Below are 19,242 nucleotides of genomic sequence, written 5' to 3' on the forward strand. Positions count from 1 at the left end.
CATCTGGATCTTACATTTAGAGAGCTCTGTCACTGATCTGCTCCCCGTTGATCAATACCCCCAGTGATTATAAGCCAAGGGCATCTTATTCAACTTAGCTCTGTGTTCACGCCAGTTCGGTAGGTACATATTCATCAGGCCGATAAAACGCTCGTTATGTTTGCGTTCGTGTAGATGAACGAGTTCGTGAACCACAATGAATTCAAGGCATTCAGGAGGCTTTTTAACCAGTTCGAGATTGATCCAGACACGCGCAGACTGAGGGTTACAGCTACCCCACTTAGTCTTCATACGCTTGATACCAACGAAGCTCGCTTCAACCTTCATCTCGGGCTGCCATTTGGCAATCAACTTGGGCAGTCTATGTTTTAAAATACTGCGATACCATTGGTTGAGAACTGCTTCCCGTTGGGCTGTGTCGTAATGTGGAGGTACTTTCATGCGTATCCAACCGCCCTGAAGTTTCACTTCAGAGGACTTATCTACCAAAACTACATCCAGCCGATATCCTCTTCCCCAGAGGTAGTGGGTCTCTCCACTGCACATCTCTCGTTCACTTTGGCGAGGCTGAGCCTGAAATTGTGCCTGTTGCTGGCGGATCCACACAAGCCTTCTGACAACAGCCATTCTGATTGCGGTATCTGATAGCGATACGGGGGCCGATACCCTTACTCGGCCATCCGGAGGTAGAACGCTGATATGCAGGTTTTTAATTTTTTTTCGCTGTAAATCCAAAGTGAGTTCACCAAAGGTAACCAATGGCATTAGCGGTACTCCTTCTGAGCTTTCACCAAGGCCATTACATCGGCGACTGTCACTGAATAACCTTTGAGCTCTTCCGCAATAGCGAAGCTGATCTCGCGCTCTTTAAAACGATCTCCATACCAGTCAGCTTTTTTTGTATGACGTACTGCAGTATCTATCTTTATTACTAACACTTCATCCTGCCCGAGGTTGTCATACAACGCTTTCTTGGCGAGAGTATCAATGCTCACTGGATAATTATTTTTATTACCTGACTGTGGATGTTTCACCTGCTTCGCTAGTTCACGTACGTGCTCCAGATACTCTTGATAGGAGATAGCCTGTTGACGGCGAAGAGCGATCAGTTCATCAAGCAACACCGACATTTTTTCGTAGTATTTCGGGTTGACCGGATTTTCATCAACAATGGTTCTGCGAACGTTATTTTCAATCGCTTCAGCCATGGCCTCCTGATTGCCACGCATGTCGGCTGGAAGTCCATCCAGTGCATCTTCTCCGCGTTCAATAATCAACTCAAGCAGCCCTAGCTGCTCAAAGTCCATCAGCGTTTCACTAGGATCGGCATCTACCCAAAGATCTAGCATCTGCCGCATACCTGGCTCGAACTGCTTCATATCCACGAGATCGCCACTGGCTATTTTGATTTCATCGCGAACTTTCGAGTAAAACTCAACTTCGAGGCGGATTTTCTCTGCCTGCTGCTCACTATAGCCAGCATCTGTCAGTTCACCTGCCAGACCAGTAAAAGTGCGGATAAGCCTCGCCACAGATTGATAAAGTGTTAGTCGTAACGCTTCTTTCTCGGATATTTGTTCTACTACTGCACCGGGTTCACCACAGAAATAGTGCTGATAATCTAGCTGATGTCGTGGCATGCGAACTGGTTCGCAAAGAGTGCGAACTGCATCAAGCGCGCCATCTAAATCAATTTTGGCCTGTTGCAAACGATCTTTCAGTAACCCGGCTACATCTTCTTTGTCGTAGCCATCAAAAGCTTCTGCAGTGTAGTCCTGAACTGTTTTTTCAAGTGAACGGAAAAGATCTTTATAGTCGACAATATAACCGTATTCTTTGTCCTCCCCATCCAGTCGATTAACCCGGCAGATCGCCTGGAAGAGGTTATGGTCAGCCATTTTTTTGTCGATATAAAGGTAAGTAGCAGAGGGGGCATCAAACCCCGTCAATAACTTATCAACGACTATCAATAGGCGCATCTGGCCAGGTTCTTTGATAAAGCGTTGTTTGACCTCTTTTTCAAAATCACTCACGCGTTTAGCTGCCTCAGCCTCCGGTTGCTCAAAATACTCCGCAAGCATTTTTCGATAGATGTTGTACTTGGCTAGTTTCTCAGTCAGCCCTTCACCACTTTCCTCGCCTTTAATCTCACTGGCATTTGGCTGGTAGCTCGTCACAATCGCACATTTACCGGCAAAACCAGCTTCGCTAAACATCTCATAGCATTTGCAGGCCTGATAGACGCTGGAACAAACCAACATGGCGTTACCTCGGCCGTCGGCGAGTCGCGGTTTTTGTTCGAAATCGAGAAGGATGTCAGCCACAATCTGTTCCAGCCGCGAGCGACTCGACAACAATTTCTGCATCGAAGCCCATTTCTGCTTGAGTTGCTGTTGACCAAGGCGAGAAAGTTTAGATGTCTTAGCATCAAACCACTGGTCGACTTTTTTCTGAGATTTCACTCGTTGATCGATGTCACGAGCCTCGTAGCGCAAATCCAGCACAACCCCATCATTCACTGCTTCGTCGAATTTATAAGTGTGAATATAGGGCCCGAAGATTTCGACTGACTTCTTCTTATCTTTCTTCATTAGTGGGGTGCCAGTGAAGCCGATAAACTGCGCATCTGGAAGTATGCTTTTCATTGCCGAATGCAATTTGCCGGACTGGGTTCTGTGGCACTCATCCACAAATACGAACAATTTTCCCTTCGGGCTAAAATCGGCAGGAATATTTCGTTTCATTTGTTCGATGAAATCGTCAGTGTCGGCCTCTATGTCATCCTCTTCGTGACGGCCAAATTTATGTACTAGCGAACATATAAGCCAGGGTTTGGTTTGATTAAGACGAGTTACCAAATCTGCTCCGCTTCGGGTGCGAAGGATTTCCTCTTCCACGCCGTTGAAGACTTTTTCGATTTGTTCATCTAGCTCTGTGCGGTCGGTTATGATCAGCACTCTACTATCAGTGATATTTTCTCTGATCCATTTTGCCAGCCAAACCATAGTCAGACTTTTACCGCTGCCCTGTGTATGCCAGATGATCCCGCCTTCATTGCGCTGAATAAAAGGTTTCGTTGCAGCGACACCAAAGTATTGGTTATGGCGGCAGGTTTTTTTCACCCCAGCATCAAAGACGATAAAGTCGTGGATCAATTCCAGCAGGCGCTGTTTATTACATATCTGGGCCAGATGACGATCTAGCATGTTGGAATGGGGGGACTCAGCGGCTTCTTTCCATTGGAGATAATATTTCTCCGGCGTTTCGATTACGCCATAGCGAAGCCCTTCTAAATCATTACCGGCCATCACCAATTGGATAGTGGTGAAGAAGTTACGGATAAATGCTTTTTGCTGGTTATCGAGGTTTTGGCGTATACCTTCTGAAACTGAAACTGTAGAACGTTTCAGCTCAATCACACCAAGTGCAATGCCGTTAACATACAGAACCAGATCCGGGCGTTTCTTATTTTCGCCTTTGTGTGTCACTTCTTCAGCAATAGCAAAATCATTCGCTTCTGGATTTTTCCAGTCCACCAGCCAGATGGTCTGGTTCTGCTCGCCTGCACCTTCCTTATCCTTCACACCGTAGCGCAACAGGCGATAGACCTCCTTGTTGGCATCATAGAGGATACGGCCTTCACCGAGACTTGCGGCTCGGTCAAGTTGTCGCAATACACGGTCGATAAGCACTTCTGAAACGCCACATTTTGTTAGCCAGGCAGAGACTAAGCTAGGTTCGATGTTGCGGTTGTCTTCGCGTTTATGCCAGTTTCCCAGATAGCGATAACCTAAGTGCTCGGTGAATAGTTGGATAACACGTTTTTGTGTTATGCGTTCACGCTGGCCGACATTATTCATAACACCTCCTTAAATACGCTATCCATACCACCGGCACCGGTTAACACTGCCAGCATTTCCGCTTCGTGAGTGACGATTTCCTCCTCGCCCCACTGATTGTTCTTCTTCATCAGCTCGATCATTGCGAGCAATTTCAGGCTATCAATTTCATTACGTTCAAGGCTCGCTTCGAAATGCTCTTGCTTTTGTTTTGGCTGGAAGTTGCTAAGTCGTGAATTTTTGCTGTGGCTAATCAGACTGAGGTTGCCGAAGGTATGCAACGATGTATCTGGAAATGTCCTGTAGCCATCCATGGGGTGCTGAGGATAGAAATGCTCTACCGAACTTCGGAAGGTAAATTCAAAACGTTTGACTATCTCAGCTTTATTTCTGTCACGACACCAGAGTAAGTAGTCTAGGTAATTGAATACCAAGTTGTTTGCTATCGTACCAAAGCGCATCTTCTTCTGAATCTGATCTGACAGTACAACAGGTTGGATATGTGACTCATTGCCGTAGATAATCTCAAAATATGATTTTGGCGTTTCTTCTGCCAGGAAGTTCTGAAAGACAAATGCGGAGGCAAGATGCTCCAGATATTCGAGATATTCCCTTGCTTCGATCTGGCTTACAGCGGAATGGGCATTAAACAGATAGAACAAAGCCCCATTCAACCAGTGTTTGTAAACCAGAGTAGGGGTTGAAACGTGGAATGCGGAAAGCAGCATCAAGATCTGTCGGTTGATGTCTACATAGCTACCATCATCTTCATTAAACGTATTGGTATAGCTGGTGCTCTTTTCCGAATACCAACGCAGGCGCTTAAGGCTCCACCCATCGCTACCTTTAGCGAATTCTCGTTTTATCACGAACTGATCAAAAAGATATTTGCATTTGAGAAGTGCAAAGGTGAAATTCTGTACCGCTTTAACCGGGTCATTCTGCTTTAATAACCGAAGTTCGAACTGGTCGATTAATTGTTTGTCATCAAGCGGAACATCCACTCTGTCCTTTCCAGTTTGCCTACAGACACGCAACACATGGAGCAGGAAGTTGGAGAAATTGATAACACTATTAAAACGCTCTGAGCTACCTTCATCTTCTTCACCTCTATCACCACTTATGGTTGAAGATGACTTGATAATGTCAGCCAGTGTGCGGTTTGTTTGGTTCTCTCTTGTGCCAAGCTCCGAAGCCGATGGGATAAGCATGTCAGCTAGAGAATTAAAATCAGCAGGCACAAATTGCCCCCAATTTTCCTGCCCAAATAATTGATGACGTTCGGCTGGCGAAAAACCGTATTGGACATAACGTTCCATGTTGGAGCAAGCATCCCAAACTCGTGAGAGGGTGTTCAGGCTGCTCTGCCGATCTTGCTGGTCCGTTATCTCGTTGAGCACAGCCATCAGTCGCGCTTTCACCACCTCATGTTTTTCAAGTTGCTCGCCTCGGTTGTTCATCACCTCAAAAAAATGATTGAGGTCGGTATCGGCAGGCACTTCTATTCGGGCAATTTGTACATAGTCGAATAGATAGGTACAAAAATGGTTTAATGGCTCTCCAACTAGCTTCAAGTCGCGCAGCACTTTGCCAATCAGCTCATAACCATTAATCAACCCTTCGTTAAACTCCTTGCTTCGAAGTTTATGTGGTTCGACGCCTTGCCAGAGGCGTGCAAAGGTCTCACTGGATTTTGGTCTACTCTCGAATCCCAGATTAATACCCTGGTACCAGCTCATATCCAGCGTGGATCCCGCATGTTTTTTTAACCAGTTAGCAAGAAGGGATAGGGTCGTGAAACGCTGCTGGCCGTCGATTATCTCTGACTGCCCATCAGGGCGAGTGAACACGACCAACGTACCGATGTAGTAAGTTTGAGGGTATGGGCTATGCAGGCTTTTTTGCTGGTAGTCGAGTATGTCCTGTACAAGTTGAGTGATTTCACCCTCTCCCCAGGCATAATTACGCTGGTACATGGGGATAAGATAACGAGATGCATCACCCAGTAATGATCTGACCGTAAAGGATGTTACCTGTGCATCACTCATAGTAGTTCATCTCCTTGAACAGCCTCACCAGCTCATCTTGCTCATGGTTACCGGTACGGCGGTTATTATTATTTTCTGAAGCCCGAATTGTGAGTAGCGGCATAGATAGTACATCACTAGGTATTCTGGCTTCTTTGATTACCCGGAGCAGATTATTTTCCAGCACATACTTATCCATGGTTGCAAGTTGTACCACTTGCTGCCGAATTCGGCATCTGTAGGCCCAGATAAAGCTTTTTTCAATCGCTGCAGATAAGGACTGCCCACCAAATTTGTCGATATAAAAGATCAGAGCACAATCAAACATAGTGCGTATATATTGATCTCCTGTGCGATAGCGATTTCTATAGCTATTTAACGTTCTTAGTATCTGACTTGCCATTTCACCAAGGATTACGCCCTGAATCATTAACGGCTTTTGAGTATGAGTGCTGACATGCTCACTGGCGATAATTGCCGATACCTGTTGCTGGTAGTGTTCTGCCATTTCGAAAAAGCGTCTTCCATTGATAATCATCTGATCGAGATGGAAAGGGAAACGCATTTTCTGGCCATCAATCTTGCGCTGGTACTGATTGTTATAGTCATCCACAAAATGGTGAGCCATGCGCAAAGATTCCACATAAGGGAACTGGCCAATCTGGTCAATATTGATCCCTTTAAATAGGCCGACTTCATCCTTACCAAAGAAACGAGCGGAATTCCCCTGCGACCACTGACGTACCCTGTAGAGATAGGATGCGAAAAGATTAGCTAGGTCATCACTGGGCAATCCTTCCCAATGGGCAACGGATGCAGCTTTTAATTCTACCTCATGGCTAGCGAATTCACGTAGATGGAAGGCTTTAAGCAGATCGTGAGGATCCAGATCCCGTCCACGGGCATTTTGTGAGTCGAAGAACTGAAAGGCTTCAGACAGATCCGTCAGCACAAAGACCACCATCTGGCAGCGATTGAGAAGAAAATCAATATGCTGCTCGCTGAATTCTCGGTGGTTAACCCTGCGTTTTAGCTCCTGATAATTTTGGTACAGATTGTATTCCGACACTTGGCTAGCAAAGCGTTGCCGTACCATAAAACCTTCAACGGAGGGCCTTAGCTGGGTTAGAGTTTCTTGCAAATCCTGACGTTCCAGCCCAGCAAGCCGGGTTTCGATAAGGGCCCATACGGCCAGTATTAATGTCAGTGTTCGTTGCTGGCCATCGACGATATCAAGTCTGTTTTCTTCATCGCCCTCAGCTTGATGAAACACTACTGAGCCCAAGCGGTAGGCCGATTTATCGAGATGACTGTTTATGTCCGCAAACAGTTCGCTGATATTTTTCACCGTCCATTTATAAGGGCGCTGATAGGCCGGAATTGTTACGTCAGTCAGGTTAAGAAGACCCTTGACCGACACAACTGTCTTATCAAGGGTATGTTTCATGGCTGCTGATCCAATGGCAGACGAATACGCCCAGTCAGCAGTTGTTGCATCATCCCTTGTTTTATATCGCGGACCTTGACTAGTTTTTGTTCCAATTTCGTGAGCTCCGCATCCATATCTGAGAGGATGTTGGCGATTGCGGTTTGTTCTTCATTTGTAGGTGGCATCAAGAATTTAAAACTTCTAATATCCTGAGGGCTTATATGGGGAATTGCTGTGACTGTTTTTACTGCGTCACAATGTTCAGTGAAAAATTGACTGCAAATCCATTCTTTTAAAAAAGCTTGATCAACGAAACTAGTTCTAACCCTAGCTACCCGCTGTAACAACACTGCAGGTAAATCGCTATCGGATAATTGAGCAAAGCTTCTGCCGACTAATGAACCATCCATGGAAATAACTATATCTCCAGCATACAGCTCATATTGTTTAATGTCGGCACTGATCTCAGGCCAATACTGAGTAATACCATCACTCCAATCAGTGATCCCACGCTTAACATTTGATCCGCGAAGTAATCTAATACCAGAGTCAGAATATTTATTGCTGGAGAAAGGGAATCCTGTTAGTAAATCGCATACCTGACCAACACTCAAAACTTTCCAATCTTCCGGAATCGACCCCATTTCGCTGGCCTTATAGCTTATGCTAGTACCATCAGGAAATTTAGTAAATTGTGGGAGGCGAGTGCGACCAGTCAGCAACTGCCGCATGGCGGCGGTTTTAATAACCCTTTTTTTGGTGATTAATTGTTCAAGTGCAGTAATTAGCTCGTCGGCATTGGAGAGCGCGTCTGCGATGGCTATTTGTTCTTTCTTTGTGGGACAAGGAATCAAATAAGGAGTTATATGTTTATTATTTATTTGAGGGATCGAAGTTGTATCCGCTACAGAGTCAAGTCCCAAGTAACTGAGTTGATTATATAAATATAGATTATTTAGCTCTGAATGACATGTAAGTGTCATCAGGTTTGTGTCCATATATGAATCTTGCTTCAATACTCTAATTTTATTAGAAAGTATTGATGCACCTCTTTTGGGAAATATTACACTTCCAGCCGGTATTGTTTTCGCTGTATGAATTAAGTACGGCGTTATAGCTGCATATACTCTGCCATTATTCAATTGTTCCACTTTAAAATATGGAATACCTGTAGTATGAAATTTGTACTTTGACGGGCTATCACCACTGCAAATTTCTACCAGCGTTCCTAACTGTTTTACCTCCCAGTCATCAGGGATTACCCCAACTTCCGTATGCTTATAGCCGACAGGAGTAGCTAACGGTGGCGCTTTTATCATCATCTCATTTAGCTGCTTGCTTTGCGCCGTCATAATGACCACTCCAGACCCATTGCTTTTAGATATGAGGAGACTTTAGTTTCTAACTCATCCACATTTTGGGATATTTCCTTCAAGGTAGAGCAATAGCGTTCTTCCAGTTCTTTCACGCGATCTGCCAACCGCTGCGTAACACGCTCAATCTCCGCGTCCAAGGCACTTGCCAGGCTGGCCTTCCATTTATCCTGTACCAGCAAAATTTTAATGTCGTTATCATTGAGCTTTGGATATTGAGCAAATACCGCAAGATCCAGTCGTTCCTGTGCTTCTTTATGCGCTTTTTTAGCTTTGATTTCAGCATCGAACAACGTCTGAGTGGCTTTCAGCATCGCCTTTTCTTCTTTATCCGTGGCGACCTTAAGTCGTGCTTTAATACTGGCAGCGGTCACTTTTTCTTTGTCGTTCATTGCATCAGCAAGTAATCCATCTTCGCCGCTGTTCTCTTCAAGGAAGCTTTCCAGCGCTTGAACAGCTTCGTCATAAGCGACTTGTAGTTGATCGAGCTCTTGCTGCTCGGTAGCAAAATAGCGAGCGACTAAAAGGGCTGTCGGCAACAGTTCAGCCTTATACTTCTTCTTACCAATTATCAGATCCGGTGTTTCTTTTAGTTTTTCGCCTTTTTCCACAACCAGCTCACGTAGCACTTTGCCTGCCTGCCAGCCATCTTGACTCAGAACATAAACATCGTCCTGCATGACATCCATCCAGTAGTCCATCAGTAACTGATAGATGGCGTAGTTCTCAAGCAGAGGGACGTCAGCTGTGGCTTCAGAAGCATAGGCAGCGAGGAGACTCTCGCCAATCTCTTCAATAAGCTGTTTCGGCGAATCACCACGAGCAATTTCATCAAGTCGACATTCTGCAAACCAATTTTCAAAGGGTATTAGTGCTGCAGTTCTGAAGGCGGCAAATTCCGGATGCGCCAGAATAGTGCTCTTAACTTTACCTGCTTCGACCCGAGCATTGTTGTAGCCAGGCCGGGCGGGTTCGAACAGATCCTGACATAAAGTTGGGAAAATTTTCCAGTAAGCACTAAGAGCATCAATATCGCGATCAGGGATACCACCAGCCAAATGGCCAGAAAGGTCGTGCAGATCTTCCGGATCACTGCTGTCGATATAGCGAGGGATATTGAGGTTGTAGTCGTTGGCAGCAATTTCAGACAGCAGCACCTGGCGGCTGAAGCGGGGAATTTCCTGCTCCCGATTAAATGCATCGACAATTTTGTGGATATCTTGGGCACGTAGGCGGTTTTTATTACCATCCTTAATAAAGCCTTTACTGGCATCGATCATAAAGATGCCTTGTTGACTATCGCCATTAGCGTTGAACGCTCTGGTTTGTGCGCATTCTTTATCGATGACGATGATGCATGCCGGGATGCCCGTGCCGTAGAACAAGTTAGCAGGCAGGCCAATAATGCCTTTAATGTAGCCCTGCTTGAGTAGATTTTCACGAATACGTGCTTCAGCATTGCCACGGAACAGAACGCCGTGAGGTAAGATCACTGCCCCCTTTCCGGTGCTCTTGAGGCTTTTGATAATGTGCAGCAAGAAAGCATAGTCGCCGTTCTTTTCTGGCGGTGTCCCCCAGACAAAGCGGTCAAATGGATCGTTCGCAGTATCCAGCCCGCTGGTCCAGTTTTTGTTGGAGAAAGGGGGGTTGGCTACAGCAAAGTCGAAGGTTCTCAGATTGTCGTTGCCATCTTTCCAGTGTGGATCGGCCAGGGTGTTGCCTTTCCAGATTTTAGCGGTAGCGTTGTCATGCAGGATCATGTTCATGCGTGCCAGTGCGCTGGTCGCATAATCCATCTCTTGGCCATAAATGGTCAGCCCCTTCGGGCCTGCTTCGTCACTAGCTTTTAACAATAGTGATCCTGAACCACAGGTCGGATCATAAACGGTAGCATCTTGTGGTGTCTGTTTGCTGATGCCAATCACTTTCGCCAGAATGCGTGACACCTCTGCAGGGGTATAAAACTGCCCCTTGGATTTACCTGACTCCGTAGCAAAGTGGCGCATAAGATATTCGTACGCATCACCCAGCAAATCATCTCCTTCAACGCGGTTGGCAGAGAGATCCAACCCTTCGAAGATTGCCACCAGCTTGGAAAGGCGGTCGATCATTTCCTTGCCTTTACCCAGCTTGTCTTCATCATTGAAGTCAGCGATGTCAATAACGCCCTTCAGGTCATTAGCTTCAGCCAGTAACCCGATAGTTTTGTTAATCTTCTCGCCAATTTCTTTATTGCCCTTGAGGGCCACCATATCGGCAAAACTCGCCCCTTCCGGAACTTCAATCATCGCGTAAGGGTTGCCTTTGGCTTTGTCAGAGACGTACTTCATAAACAGTAGAGTCAACACGTAGTCTTTGTACTGTGAAGCATCCATTCCGCCACGCAACTCGTCGCAGCTCGCCCAAAGGGAGGAGTAAAGTTCGTTCTTCTTGATAGCCATATGGTGTCCGGTGAAAACAATACGGAGAACGCGACAGGGTGGGTAACAAGCACCAGTGCTGAAACGCTGCCTGTCGCGTGAGAAATTGGGTGAGAGTTTACCAAGTTGGAAGCGTTGAGACTATGTCGGTGAGGGTAAAGTACGATGTAACAAGTGCATTAAACTTGGTCAAAACCAATGATTATCGTGTTGTAATATCGAGCCTATTAGCTTTGGCTGCATCCAAAAGACCGTTCCTCCCTGTTGTAATCTTTAGTGCGTTCTTTCGCAAAATAACTTAACCGAAACGTCAGTTGATCATAAACCTTTTTGTAGCCAGCGGAATTTACATCCAGGTAATAAAGCGGATTATCAGGAAAGCGGGCCAAAGTTCGGTATTCTGGCCCGTAACCCAACTGTAAGGCACTCAGCCAAGCTTCCCGTATCAGAGATGCTAACCCCGTTCCCTCTTCACCGTAACTACCCAGTCCATTGAAAGTATCGTTATTCACGAACAACACCATGTGGTAATGCGATTTCTGATTAATCTCACCCACTTCCCGAACCCAGGCATCGCGAAGGTGGCATGAATATGTTCGTTTACCCTGCTTCAACTTACTTCTGTAGCGCGCTGCAATCTTTGCATCAAGGGATTCATTGAAACGAGATATCAGACCCTGTCGGTTAATGAGAATATCGTCAGGAAGACGCAGGTCTACCCGAACAGCCATCGTCCGTGCGTGCTCTGCAGTCGCGTTATTTATAACGCGTAGAATACGCTGTAGGTAAGTGGTGTTGAATGGTGCATGCCGTCTATCGAGACAGATATTGTCAAACATATAATTTTCCTTGAGTCATGAATTACGGGCAGGGCAAAGCCTTACCCGTAAAGGGCTGTTAAAGGGATTAAGGATTTTAAGGGTGGAAATACCAGCCATTAAGGCTGTCGTGTATGAGTGACCGTATAGGGCGAGGTATTGAGATAATATTGCTTACATATCAGTTGGTTAATTAATATTACCAACCCGTCATGGACTACGAATGACCAGTCCACCAGCACCAGGGGCCAGATGATGGAAAGTGATTGATTTTTACTCCGAAGTTATATGCCCCATATAATAAAGTTCTGGTGCACCGACAAAAATCAGGAGTGACTGATTCGTTTGAATGCATTCAGGTCTCCCGGCGGTATATCCCTTTTCTGCATTGAAGGCTGCGTTTCTCGCCACAACATGACAGACCGCACATCGTGCAATGCCACCGGGGGAATGGCCGGAGACAATCATGTCAAGGGGCTCGCATTCCCCAGTCCTCACATCGGTCTAGTGGCCCGAATATAATTCTCAGTCAATGTTTTCAGTCCCCGATATGATTCTTGTTTTTCTGACATCCATTGCTTCAACATGTCAGGAAGCGGTAAGTGCAGCGTATACCATTCTTCTAGATCCCGGCCTGAGACCAGTTCACACCAGCACAGCAGCGTAAGTGTCTGTCGAAAGCCCGGTTGCGTATGCAGCCGGAATAACATTTGTAATTGTTCCGCCAGTCTGCTTTTCCCAAGACGGTAACATTCACTGAGCAACACCCCAGGCAACAGAGAATAGTCAGTACGTTTGTTCAGTCGGGGGATAACGGCACATTCTTCCTCCTGGGATGTTTGAGTGGCCTGTAGCAGACACTGTGGGACGACAATGATCGATGTCATATCGCCCGAAGATCGGCACGATGTAATCGCCAGCTTGTGCCAGTGCTCTATTTCCTGCTGGCACAAACCATGGAACAAATTGATGCGGGTAAAATCATTGAGCCAGGTTTGGTAATGGTTAAGTAATGGGATGTTTTTCATAGGTGATTTTCCTTGATTCTTAAATTTCAGGCAGCCGTAAGCCTCCGCAGAGAGCGGATAAACAGTCTGCTAGTCAGGAAGGTTGATTGATTAATAAGGTTAGGAGCTTAGTTGCGGGAATCATCAATACGTTTCTGTAGCCAGGCTTCCACTTCACTCTGTAGCCAGCGAGAGCTGCGTCCCAGCTTTATCGGTTTGGGGAATGCTCCGTCTTTGATTAGCTTAAACATCCACTTATCTGTCATCTGCAGTAGTTTGGTAATAAACGCCATATCGACAAGCTGGTCTTCAAGAAGAGATAGTTTAGTTGTCATGGTTTGATTCTCCGGTAGCTAAGTGGGAACCGGATACGGGTTTATTGTTGCTGCCCGCTCCGGCATAGCAACCGGTGGTGCTGTAAAAAAGTCGTTATATTATTTGCCCTTTCTGGGGCGGCCTTGTCTGGCTGGTTCTGGAACCTCATTACTTCCCCAAATCAGACAACCATTCTTCTGGGATTCTTTCGTCAGATAACTGGCAATACGTCTCAGACTATTAACATCTTCGTCGTTGTCATAATCAACGATGTTATTGATATCGTCCAGGTAGCAGTCCTTCGGTTTACAACGTTCGTATTTCCCTTCGTCGTTCGTTATCTTCAGCCACAATTCACCAGTCTGTTGAATAAACGGAAATGACTTCTGATGCTTCTGCCCTTTGAGATAAAAAATGGCATGAGCATGGATAGCATGTGTCTTTGTCCATTCCAGCACCCAGAAACAACCGCAGATTTGATGCATTTGCATCACAGCTTGTGTTAACTCCCGGAGGTCATCCTGTATTTCAAATGAGGAATTACGAATGAATCTGTTGGTACCTCGCTGGTAATCAAAATCCATTCGAAAGGCCAGTATTTTGGAGTGACAGGTTAGGATCTGATTCAGATGATGATTAATCATGTTCAAGAGAAAGTGATTGGGGGTGATTTTTTTAAAATATGGGTAATGCCTTTGCATTGTTTTGTTCCTCTGGATGAGTACAAAGGAACAGTGGGAACTGTTTTTTTAATATTACGACAGGGAATACCAGCCTGGCTGGTTTCAATTCGCTAATGTTAGCAATGTACCATCCCTTAATGGAATGGTTGTTATGCGCCAGGAACTACTTACCTATAATACCAATTAACCTTAATTATGTTTTTACCTGGTATTACTCCCCAATTCTCCCTCAGTTTTAACAGGCATCTTTCCTGCGACCCGTGATAGCAGTCGAGGGCATTGATACGGCAATTTTTGTTGTTCAGATGAATGGTGCTACATGATGAACTTCAAGGTTTCTCCATAAACGATACATTAAAGGCTTAAAACACCGATGGAATGGCTTCTGTCAATGACAAAGTTAACGTAACATACTACGTAGAGTGCTACTAAAATATTTACGATAATGGTTACGTTTGAGGTTATGATGAGTATAAAAAAACAAGCATCCAGACTCTACGAAAAAAGAGTAAACCTATGGCTTTTACAGACTATTTTTTACTCACAATTAATGCGTGATGACGAGTCTGAAGAGTTAAGAGTGAGTATAGGAAACACTCATCTTTTCAGAGAACTCTGCATTAAATATATTGATAAGAAAGAAATAAATAAATACTTTGAGGCAGATGATTATTTTGATAAATGCAGAAATAATATTGAGAGGCAAATGATTCCATTCAGTGATCTTGAATGGATTGGCTGTGAGCGAGCATTATCCTTTGCGGCAAATTTTATTCATGCTGATTATAAGCTTTACAAGCAAGGTGATAACCCTACTCTTCTGGATGTTATCGCTCCAGAATGGAGCCTGAGTAAGGATGGCAGTGGAATAAATTACGAGGGGTTAATCCTTTTAATTGATTATCAGTGTCGTGTGTCGGGCGTTAACCACATACGATCAGGCCTGGAGCAGTTAAAGGTTGCCTGGACCCGTATTTATAATAGTTTCAAAAAACCATTCTGGTTCCCATCGGATAGATATGAAAATAAATATTTTGAGGACTATCAGTGGATACTTTCTAGTTTTGAAAAAAATAATATGATAAGTGGTAATGTGGATATTTTTTTCAAAAAAAATCTAAACCTGAAGGTTCACTCCATTTTTGATCAATGGGCTGAGCGGAAAAATAACCCTGAGATAGAATTGTTCCTTATCAGATTAAAAAAAGCATGGCATCAGAAAAAATTCAGAGACAGCGTTGCAAATAAAAAAGTTCTGAATACTTACATTAGTAAAGAGTGCAAGAAACAACTTGATTATCTTGTTAATAAAAATGATACGAAAATAAATGAAATAATCGAGGTTCTAATACATGAAGCCTATGCAAAAGCCAAATTAAAAAGTTGGGAACAGTAGAAATATTTTCAGATATATATTATTTCCCTGAACATCTCTCATGAACGGCAAAACCACATGGTTTTGCCGTTTTGTTTTCTTTTTAAGAGGTACTGTAATGAAACATCCTGATGGGCTTCAGCCGCTGCAGAACTCGCTTTCAGCCTTGCCGCAATGGGCCTCAGAGCGGCTCATGCAGCAAATCCGTCAACTCATCAACTACGAGCCGGTTATCGGCATTATGGGGAAAACCGGAGCCGGCAAATCGTCGCTATGTAATGCCCTGTTTCAGGGCGAAGTTTCTCCCGTTAGCGATGTCAATGCCTGCACCCGTGAGCCCCTGCGCTTTCGCCTTAACGTAGGTGAGCGGTGTATGACGCTGGTGGACCTGCCAGGGGTTGGTGAAAGCCAGACTCGCGATGCTGAATATGCAAAATTGTACCGTGAACAGCTTCCCCGGTTCGACCTTGTGCTCTGGTTAATCAAGGCCGATGATCGGGCATTGGCGGTGGATGAGCATTTTTACCACCAAGTGATTGGCGAGGCATACCGGCACAAAGTACTGTTTGTTATCAGCCAGGCAGATAAGATTGAACCTGCGGATGATATCTGCCGTTTATCCTCAGAGCAGAAACGTAATATCAGCCGTAAAATCTGTCAGTTGCATGAGCTCTTTCAGCCTGTAAATCCGATCTGTGCAGTATCAATTCGTCTGGAATGGGGGCTTCGGGTAATGGCTGAACGGATGATCCGTTGCCTGCCACGCGAGGCCAGCAGCCCGGTAGCGGTACAGCTCAGTGCGTCATTTCGTACCGATGCCGTTAATAAAAAAGCCTGTGACGATTTTGGTGAAACGGTTGGCTCGGTGCTGGACACAGTAAGTTCCATGCCGCTGATACCAGCCCCGATCCGGGCAATCATTCAAGCTGTACGCAATACCGTGGTATCGGTCGCCCGTGCCGTCTGGAGTTTCTTCTTCTGAATTTTCTTCAACTCTTTGCTATTCCATGAGCCCTGTCGCCTATGCGACGGGGCTTTTCTTTATTTAATTTTCGTAGGAGTCTGCTTATGACCCGTCTGGCTTCGCGCTTTGGCGCAGCTGATGTTATCCGTCGTGATCGTCCGTTAACCCGTGAAGAGCTGTTCCGCGCGGTGCCCAGTGTCTTCAGCGAAGACAAACACGCTTCACGCAGCGCACGGTATACCTGGATACCAACAATTACCATTCTTGAAAACCTGCAGCGCGAAGGTTTCCAGCCGTTCTTTGCCTGTCAGACCCGGGTGCGTGATCCGGAGCGTCGCGAGCATACCAAACACATGCTGCGCCTGCGCCGTGAGGGCCAGATTACTGGCAAGCAGGTGCCAGAAATCATTCTGCTCAATTCGCACGATGGCTCCAGTTCGTACCAGATGTTGCCGGGGCTGTTTCGCCAGGTTTGCCAGAACGGGCTGATTTGCGGTGAGACCTTTGGCGAGGTACGGGTTCCGCATAAAGGAGACGTGGTGAGTCAGGTGATAGAAGGGGCTTACGAGGTACTGGGGATTTTTGACCGGGTGGAGGAAAAGCGCGATGCCATGCAGTCGCTGATGCTTCCACCACCAGCCCGACAGGCACTGGCGAAAGCGGCGATTACTTACCGGTTTGGCGAAGACCACCAGCCAGTGACCCCGGCACAAGTCCTGACACCACGGCGTTTTGAAGATTACAGCGATGACCTGTGGACCACCTATCAGCGCATTCAGGAGAACCTGATTAAAGGCGGTCTAAGTGGTCGTAGTGCTAAAGGCGGACGAACTCATACCCGCGCAGTACGCGGTATCGACGGCGACGTGAAGCTTAATCGTGCCCTGTGGGTGATGGCGGAAACCCTGCTTGAGCAACTGTAACAGAGCGAATTGTACTCTCCATAACCCAGGTATTGTTATCGCTGCGTTAATAATGGACACAACCTGTCCGTTACCCCTCAATGGGATTATTTGTAAAACAGTCTAATACTTCTGTGGACCGCGTCTGTTCTCGCATAATGCAGATGCAAAAAATAGTTCCCGCAGTGTCCATTCCCTGTCCGCCCCCCTCTGTAAAGTAATCACATTAATTTCAGTCAGTTAATCTTCACGGAGAATATTCCATGACACAGGCAGAGCGTCGCCATGACCGGCTGGCGGTCAGACTGTCACTCATCATCGGTCGCCTAGTGGCGGGCGAAACCCTGAGCGTGACGAAGCTTGCCGTCGAGTTCGGTGTGTCGGTTCGCACCCTGCGGCGGGATTTTCGTGAGCGGCTGATGTACCTGGACCTGGAGTACGGTCAGGGCCTCTGTCGCCTGCGTACCGGGGGCAGCGGTGCGCAGGGTGAGCTGGATGTGCTGACTTTTGCTCACCGCACCGGGCTCGCTGATGTCTTTCCGGGCTTTGACCGCAGACTGGTCAGTGCCCTGCTGGCATCGGATGATGCACCCTGTCTGGTGTGGCAACTACCACACGGGGTGAGTCCTTCCGGCTCACTGGTGTTTTACCGACTGGTAACCGCGATTACCTCCCGCCAGAGGGTGACGCTGCTGGCCGAGGGGCAACACTGTGAGGGCCTGGCTCCTTACCGGCTGATTTCGCAGTCAGGTTGCTGGTATCTGGCCGGTGAGTTTCGGGGACATATCACGGTCCATCCGCTGACGGACATTCACGCCGTCACGGTGCTGAACACCACTTTTACACCTAGAAAAACCATCAGCCAGTTGACCAGTCAGCCTGCTTTCATCCACGCACTTCCTCACTTTAGTTTCATTCGCGAAGCCCTGTTACTGACCTCTCCAGACAGAAGCTCAGCGGGCAGTGCTGCTTAATCAACCTCCGGCCTGTGCCGGTATTTCAGAAATAAGGAGAATCATGAACTGGCATTACGAGAAAAATGGCATCCGTCACGACGGTATCACCGAAGAAGAAATGACGGAGCGTGTTAAACGCGGCGAACTTACCGCCTCCACACTGGTGTGGCAGCCGGGGATGACAGACTGGCAGCCCTTATCCACCACCCCGCTGACGGTCGCGCTGGCGCAGTGCATCGCACCACCAGCACTGCCGGGTCACCGCATTCCGGGTGGTGTGGTCTGGACACTGGCTTTTGCCCCGTTCATTGGCTACACGCTTGAGCTCTGGACAGCGGGATTGAACGGTATGGCTTTTGAGGAGGCCTATGAAGCCGTATCGGGTGGGCAGTACTGGTTTATTACATTACTGCTCAATATCGCCCTGGGATACCTGGATGAAAGACGTTTGCGTAAGGCAGGGGTGAATACGGCAGCCTTCGGGAAAATGGCGTGGCTGGTGCCGTTCTATCTCTGGCGACGGGCTAAATCGCTGGGGCAGAAACCGGCTTACTTCTGGGTCTGGCTGGTCATGCTGCTCCTGACGCTGGTGGCCTGACATATTCCCACTGGCCTTCAACCGGTGGCTTCTCTTTTAAGGAAATTATCATGAAACAACTGTTCAGAACTCTACTGATAACCGGCAGTCTCCTGACCTGTGCCACAGTACAGGCTGCGCCTTATAACCGGGTATTACCCGCTGCGGTGAATAACAATAGTGGCAATATTTTCTGGTGCGACGCGCACCGTCAGGTCACAGGAAAGTGTGAAGCCATGTTTGCTGACCGTAAAGGTGGAATGGTGACCGTGCGTTCTGCGCCGAAGAAAGACTGTGAGGGTGGCCTGTGGGGCTGGATCACTATCATGCACGATGAGGCGTCGAAAGGCTTCACCATCACCCCGGACCAGAAATTCGGTGTCACCGTGAAAGACCTGTGTCGTCCCGGAACTATTGCCACCTTCATGCCTAACCATAAAAAGCCGGATTACGACGACCTTGTTGTGCTGTACCAGGGTAAAGAACTGTTCCGCTATAAACGCTTTTAATCATGCCATGACTGGCACCAACAAAATCTGCCGCAACCATGCGCCAAT

18 protein-coding genes are annotated in these 19,242 nt (G+C 46.7%); 7 read left to right on the forward strand and 11 right to left on the reverse strand.

Annotated elements, in window-relative coordinates:
* Positions 1 to 51 precede the first annotated feature (51 nt).
* The 11 genes from DXZ79_RS02925 to DXZ79_RS02970 all read right to left on the reverse strand — a co-directional run bounded on the left by DXZ79_RS02925 (position 52) and on the right by DXZ79_RS02970 (position 13,713).
* Complete coding sequence (locus tag DXZ79_RS02925; protein WP_120011081.1) at positions 52 to 765, reverse strand: M48 family metallopeptidase; 714 nt, start codon at positions 763 to 765, stop codon at positions 52 to 54.
* Entirely contained in the window at positions 765 to 3,860 is a 3,096-nt protein-coding gene (locus tag DXZ79_RS02930) for a type I restriction endonuclease subunit R (protein WP_120011082.1), read from the reverse strand. The genes DXZ79_RS02925 and DXZ79_RS02930 overlap by 1 nt, the downstream gene beginning before the upstream one ends.
* Positions 3,857 to 5,887: a DUF262 domain-containing protein gene (locus tag DXZ79_RS02935; RefSeq protein WP_120011083.1), complete on the reverse strand. Its 2,031-nt coding sequence runs from the start codon at positions 5,885 to 5,887 to the stop codon at positions 3,857 to 3,859. Before DXZ79_RS02935 ends, DXZ79_RS02930 begins: the two co-directional genes overlap by 4 nt.
* Positions 5,880 to 7,313, reverse strand: coding sequence for a DUF262 domain-containing protein (locus tag DXZ79_RS02940; protein WP_120011084.1), 1,434 nt, complete (start codon positions 7,311 to 7,313; stop codon positions 5,880 to 5,882). Before DXZ79_RS02940 ends, DXZ79_RS02935 begins: the two co-directional genes overlap by 8 nt.
* The gene (locus tag DXZ79_RS02945) at positions 7,310 to 8,647 is read right to left on the reverse strand and encodes a restriction endonuclease subunit S (protein WP_244942315.1); all 1,338 of its coding nucleotides are present in this window, start codon (positions 8,645 to 8,647) and stop codon (positions 7,310 to 7,312) included. The genes DXZ79_RS02940 and DXZ79_RS02945 overlap by 4 nt, the downstream gene beginning before the upstream one ends.
* Positions 8,644 to 11,109 carry a type I restriction-modification system subunit M gene (locus DXZ79_RS02950; protein ID WP_120011085.1) on the reverse strand — a complete coding sequence of 822 codons (2,466 nt, stop codon included), beginning with the start codon at positions 11,107 to 11,109 and terminating at the stop codon, positions 8,644 to 8,646. Before DXZ79_RS02950 ends, DXZ79_RS02945 begins: the two co-directional genes overlap by 4 nt.
* A 206-nt stretch (positions 11,110 to 11,315) precedes the next feature.
* Positions 11,316 to 11,927 (reverse strand): inovirus Gp2 family protein, encoded by a 612-nt coding sequence (locus DXZ79_RS02955; protein WP_120011086.1) that lies wholly within the window; start codon positions 11,925 to 11,927, stop codon positions 11,316 to 11,318.
* Between the two features lie 334 nt (positions 11,928 to 12,261).
* Complete coding sequence (locus DXZ79_RS21370) at positions 12,262 to 12,336, reverse strand: hypothetical protein (RefSeq protein WP_483409859.1); 75 nt, start codon at positions 12,334 to 12,336, stop codon at positions 12,262 to 12,264.
* Between the two features lie 64 nt (positions 12,337 to 12,400).
* Complete coding sequence (locus DXZ79_RS02960) at positions 12,401 to 12,934, reverse strand: secretoglobin family protein (protein ID WP_120011087.1); 534 nt, start codon at positions 12,932 to 12,934, stop codon at positions 12,401 to 12,403.
* A 107-nt stretch (positions 12,935 to 13,041) separates the two neighbouring features.
* On the reverse strand, positions 13,042 to 13,248 hold the full coding sequence (locus tag DXZ79_RS02965; protein WP_120011088.1) for a helix-turn-helix transcriptional regulator: 207 nt from the start codon (positions 13,246 to 13,248) through the stop codon (positions 13,042 to 13,044).
* Between the two features lie 99 nt (positions 13,249 to 13,347).
* A complete protein-coding gene (locus DXZ79_RS02970; protein ID WP_342353628.1) occupies positions 13,348 to 13,713 on the reverse strand; it encodes a hypothetical protein in 366 nt (121 codons plus the stop codon).
* A gap of 144 nt (positions 13,714 to 13,857) precedes the next feature.
* Here DXZ79_RS02970 and DXZ79_RS20640 point away from each other — a divergent pair, with 144 nt between their 5' ends.
* From DXZ79_RS20640 to DXZ79_RS03000, 7 genes are all read left to right on the forward strand, one after another.
* On the forward strand, positions 13,858 to 14,025 hold the full coding sequence (locus tag DXZ79_RS20640) for a hypothetical protein (protein ID WP_162928705.1): 168 nt from the start codon (positions 13,858 to 13,860) through the stop codon (positions 14,023 to 14,025).
* Between the two features lie 349 nt (positions 14,026 to 14,374).
* Positions 14,375 to 15,307 (forward strand): hypothetical protein, encoded by a 933-nt coding sequence (locus tag DXZ79_RS02975; RefSeq protein WP_244942316.1) that lies wholly within the window; start codon positions 14,375 to 14,377, stop codon positions 15,305 to 15,307.
* A 97-nt stretch (positions 15,308 to 15,404) separates the two neighbouring features.
* Entirely contained in the window at positions 15,405 to 16,268 is an 864-nt protein-coding gene (locus DXZ79_RS02980; RefSeq protein ID WP_120011090.1) for a GTPase family protein, read from the forward strand.
* Between the two features lie 86 nt (positions 16,269 to 16,354).
* Positions 16,355 to 17,173, forward strand: coding sequence for a DUF932 domain-containing protein (locus tag DXZ79_RS02985; protein WP_120011091.1), 819 nt, complete (start codon positions 16,355 to 16,357; stop codon positions 17,171 to 17,173).
* A gap of 242 nt (positions 17,174 to 17,415) precedes the next feature.
* Positions 17,416 to 18,126, forward strand: coding sequence for a DeoR family transcriptional regulator (locus DXZ79_RS02990; protein ID WP_120011092.1), 711 nt, complete (start codon positions 17,416 to 17,418; stop codon positions 18,124 to 18,126).
* A 43-nt stretch (positions 18,127 to 18,169) separates the two neighbouring features.
* Positions 18,170 to 18,706: a DUF4339 domain-containing protein gene (locus tag DXZ79_RS02995; protein ID WP_120011093.1), complete on the forward strand. Its 537-nt coding sequence runs from the start codon at positions 18,170 to 18,172 to the stop codon at positions 18,704 to 18,706.
* Between the two features lie 50 nt (positions 18,707 to 18,756).
* Positions 18,757 to 19,194, forward strand: coding sequence for a hypothetical protein (locus DXZ79_RS03000; RefSeq protein WP_120011094.1), 438 nt, complete (start codon positions 18,757 to 18,759; stop codon positions 19,192 to 19,194).
* The last annotated feature ends 48 nt before the right edge of the window (positions 19,195 to 19,242 follow it).

The sequence above is a fragment of the Yersinia rochesterensis genome, from assembly GCF_003600645.1.
GTDB classification, from domain to species: domain Bacteria; phylum Pseudomonadota; class Gammaproteobacteria; order Enterobacterales; family Enterobacteriaceae; genus Yersinia; species Yersinia rochesterensis.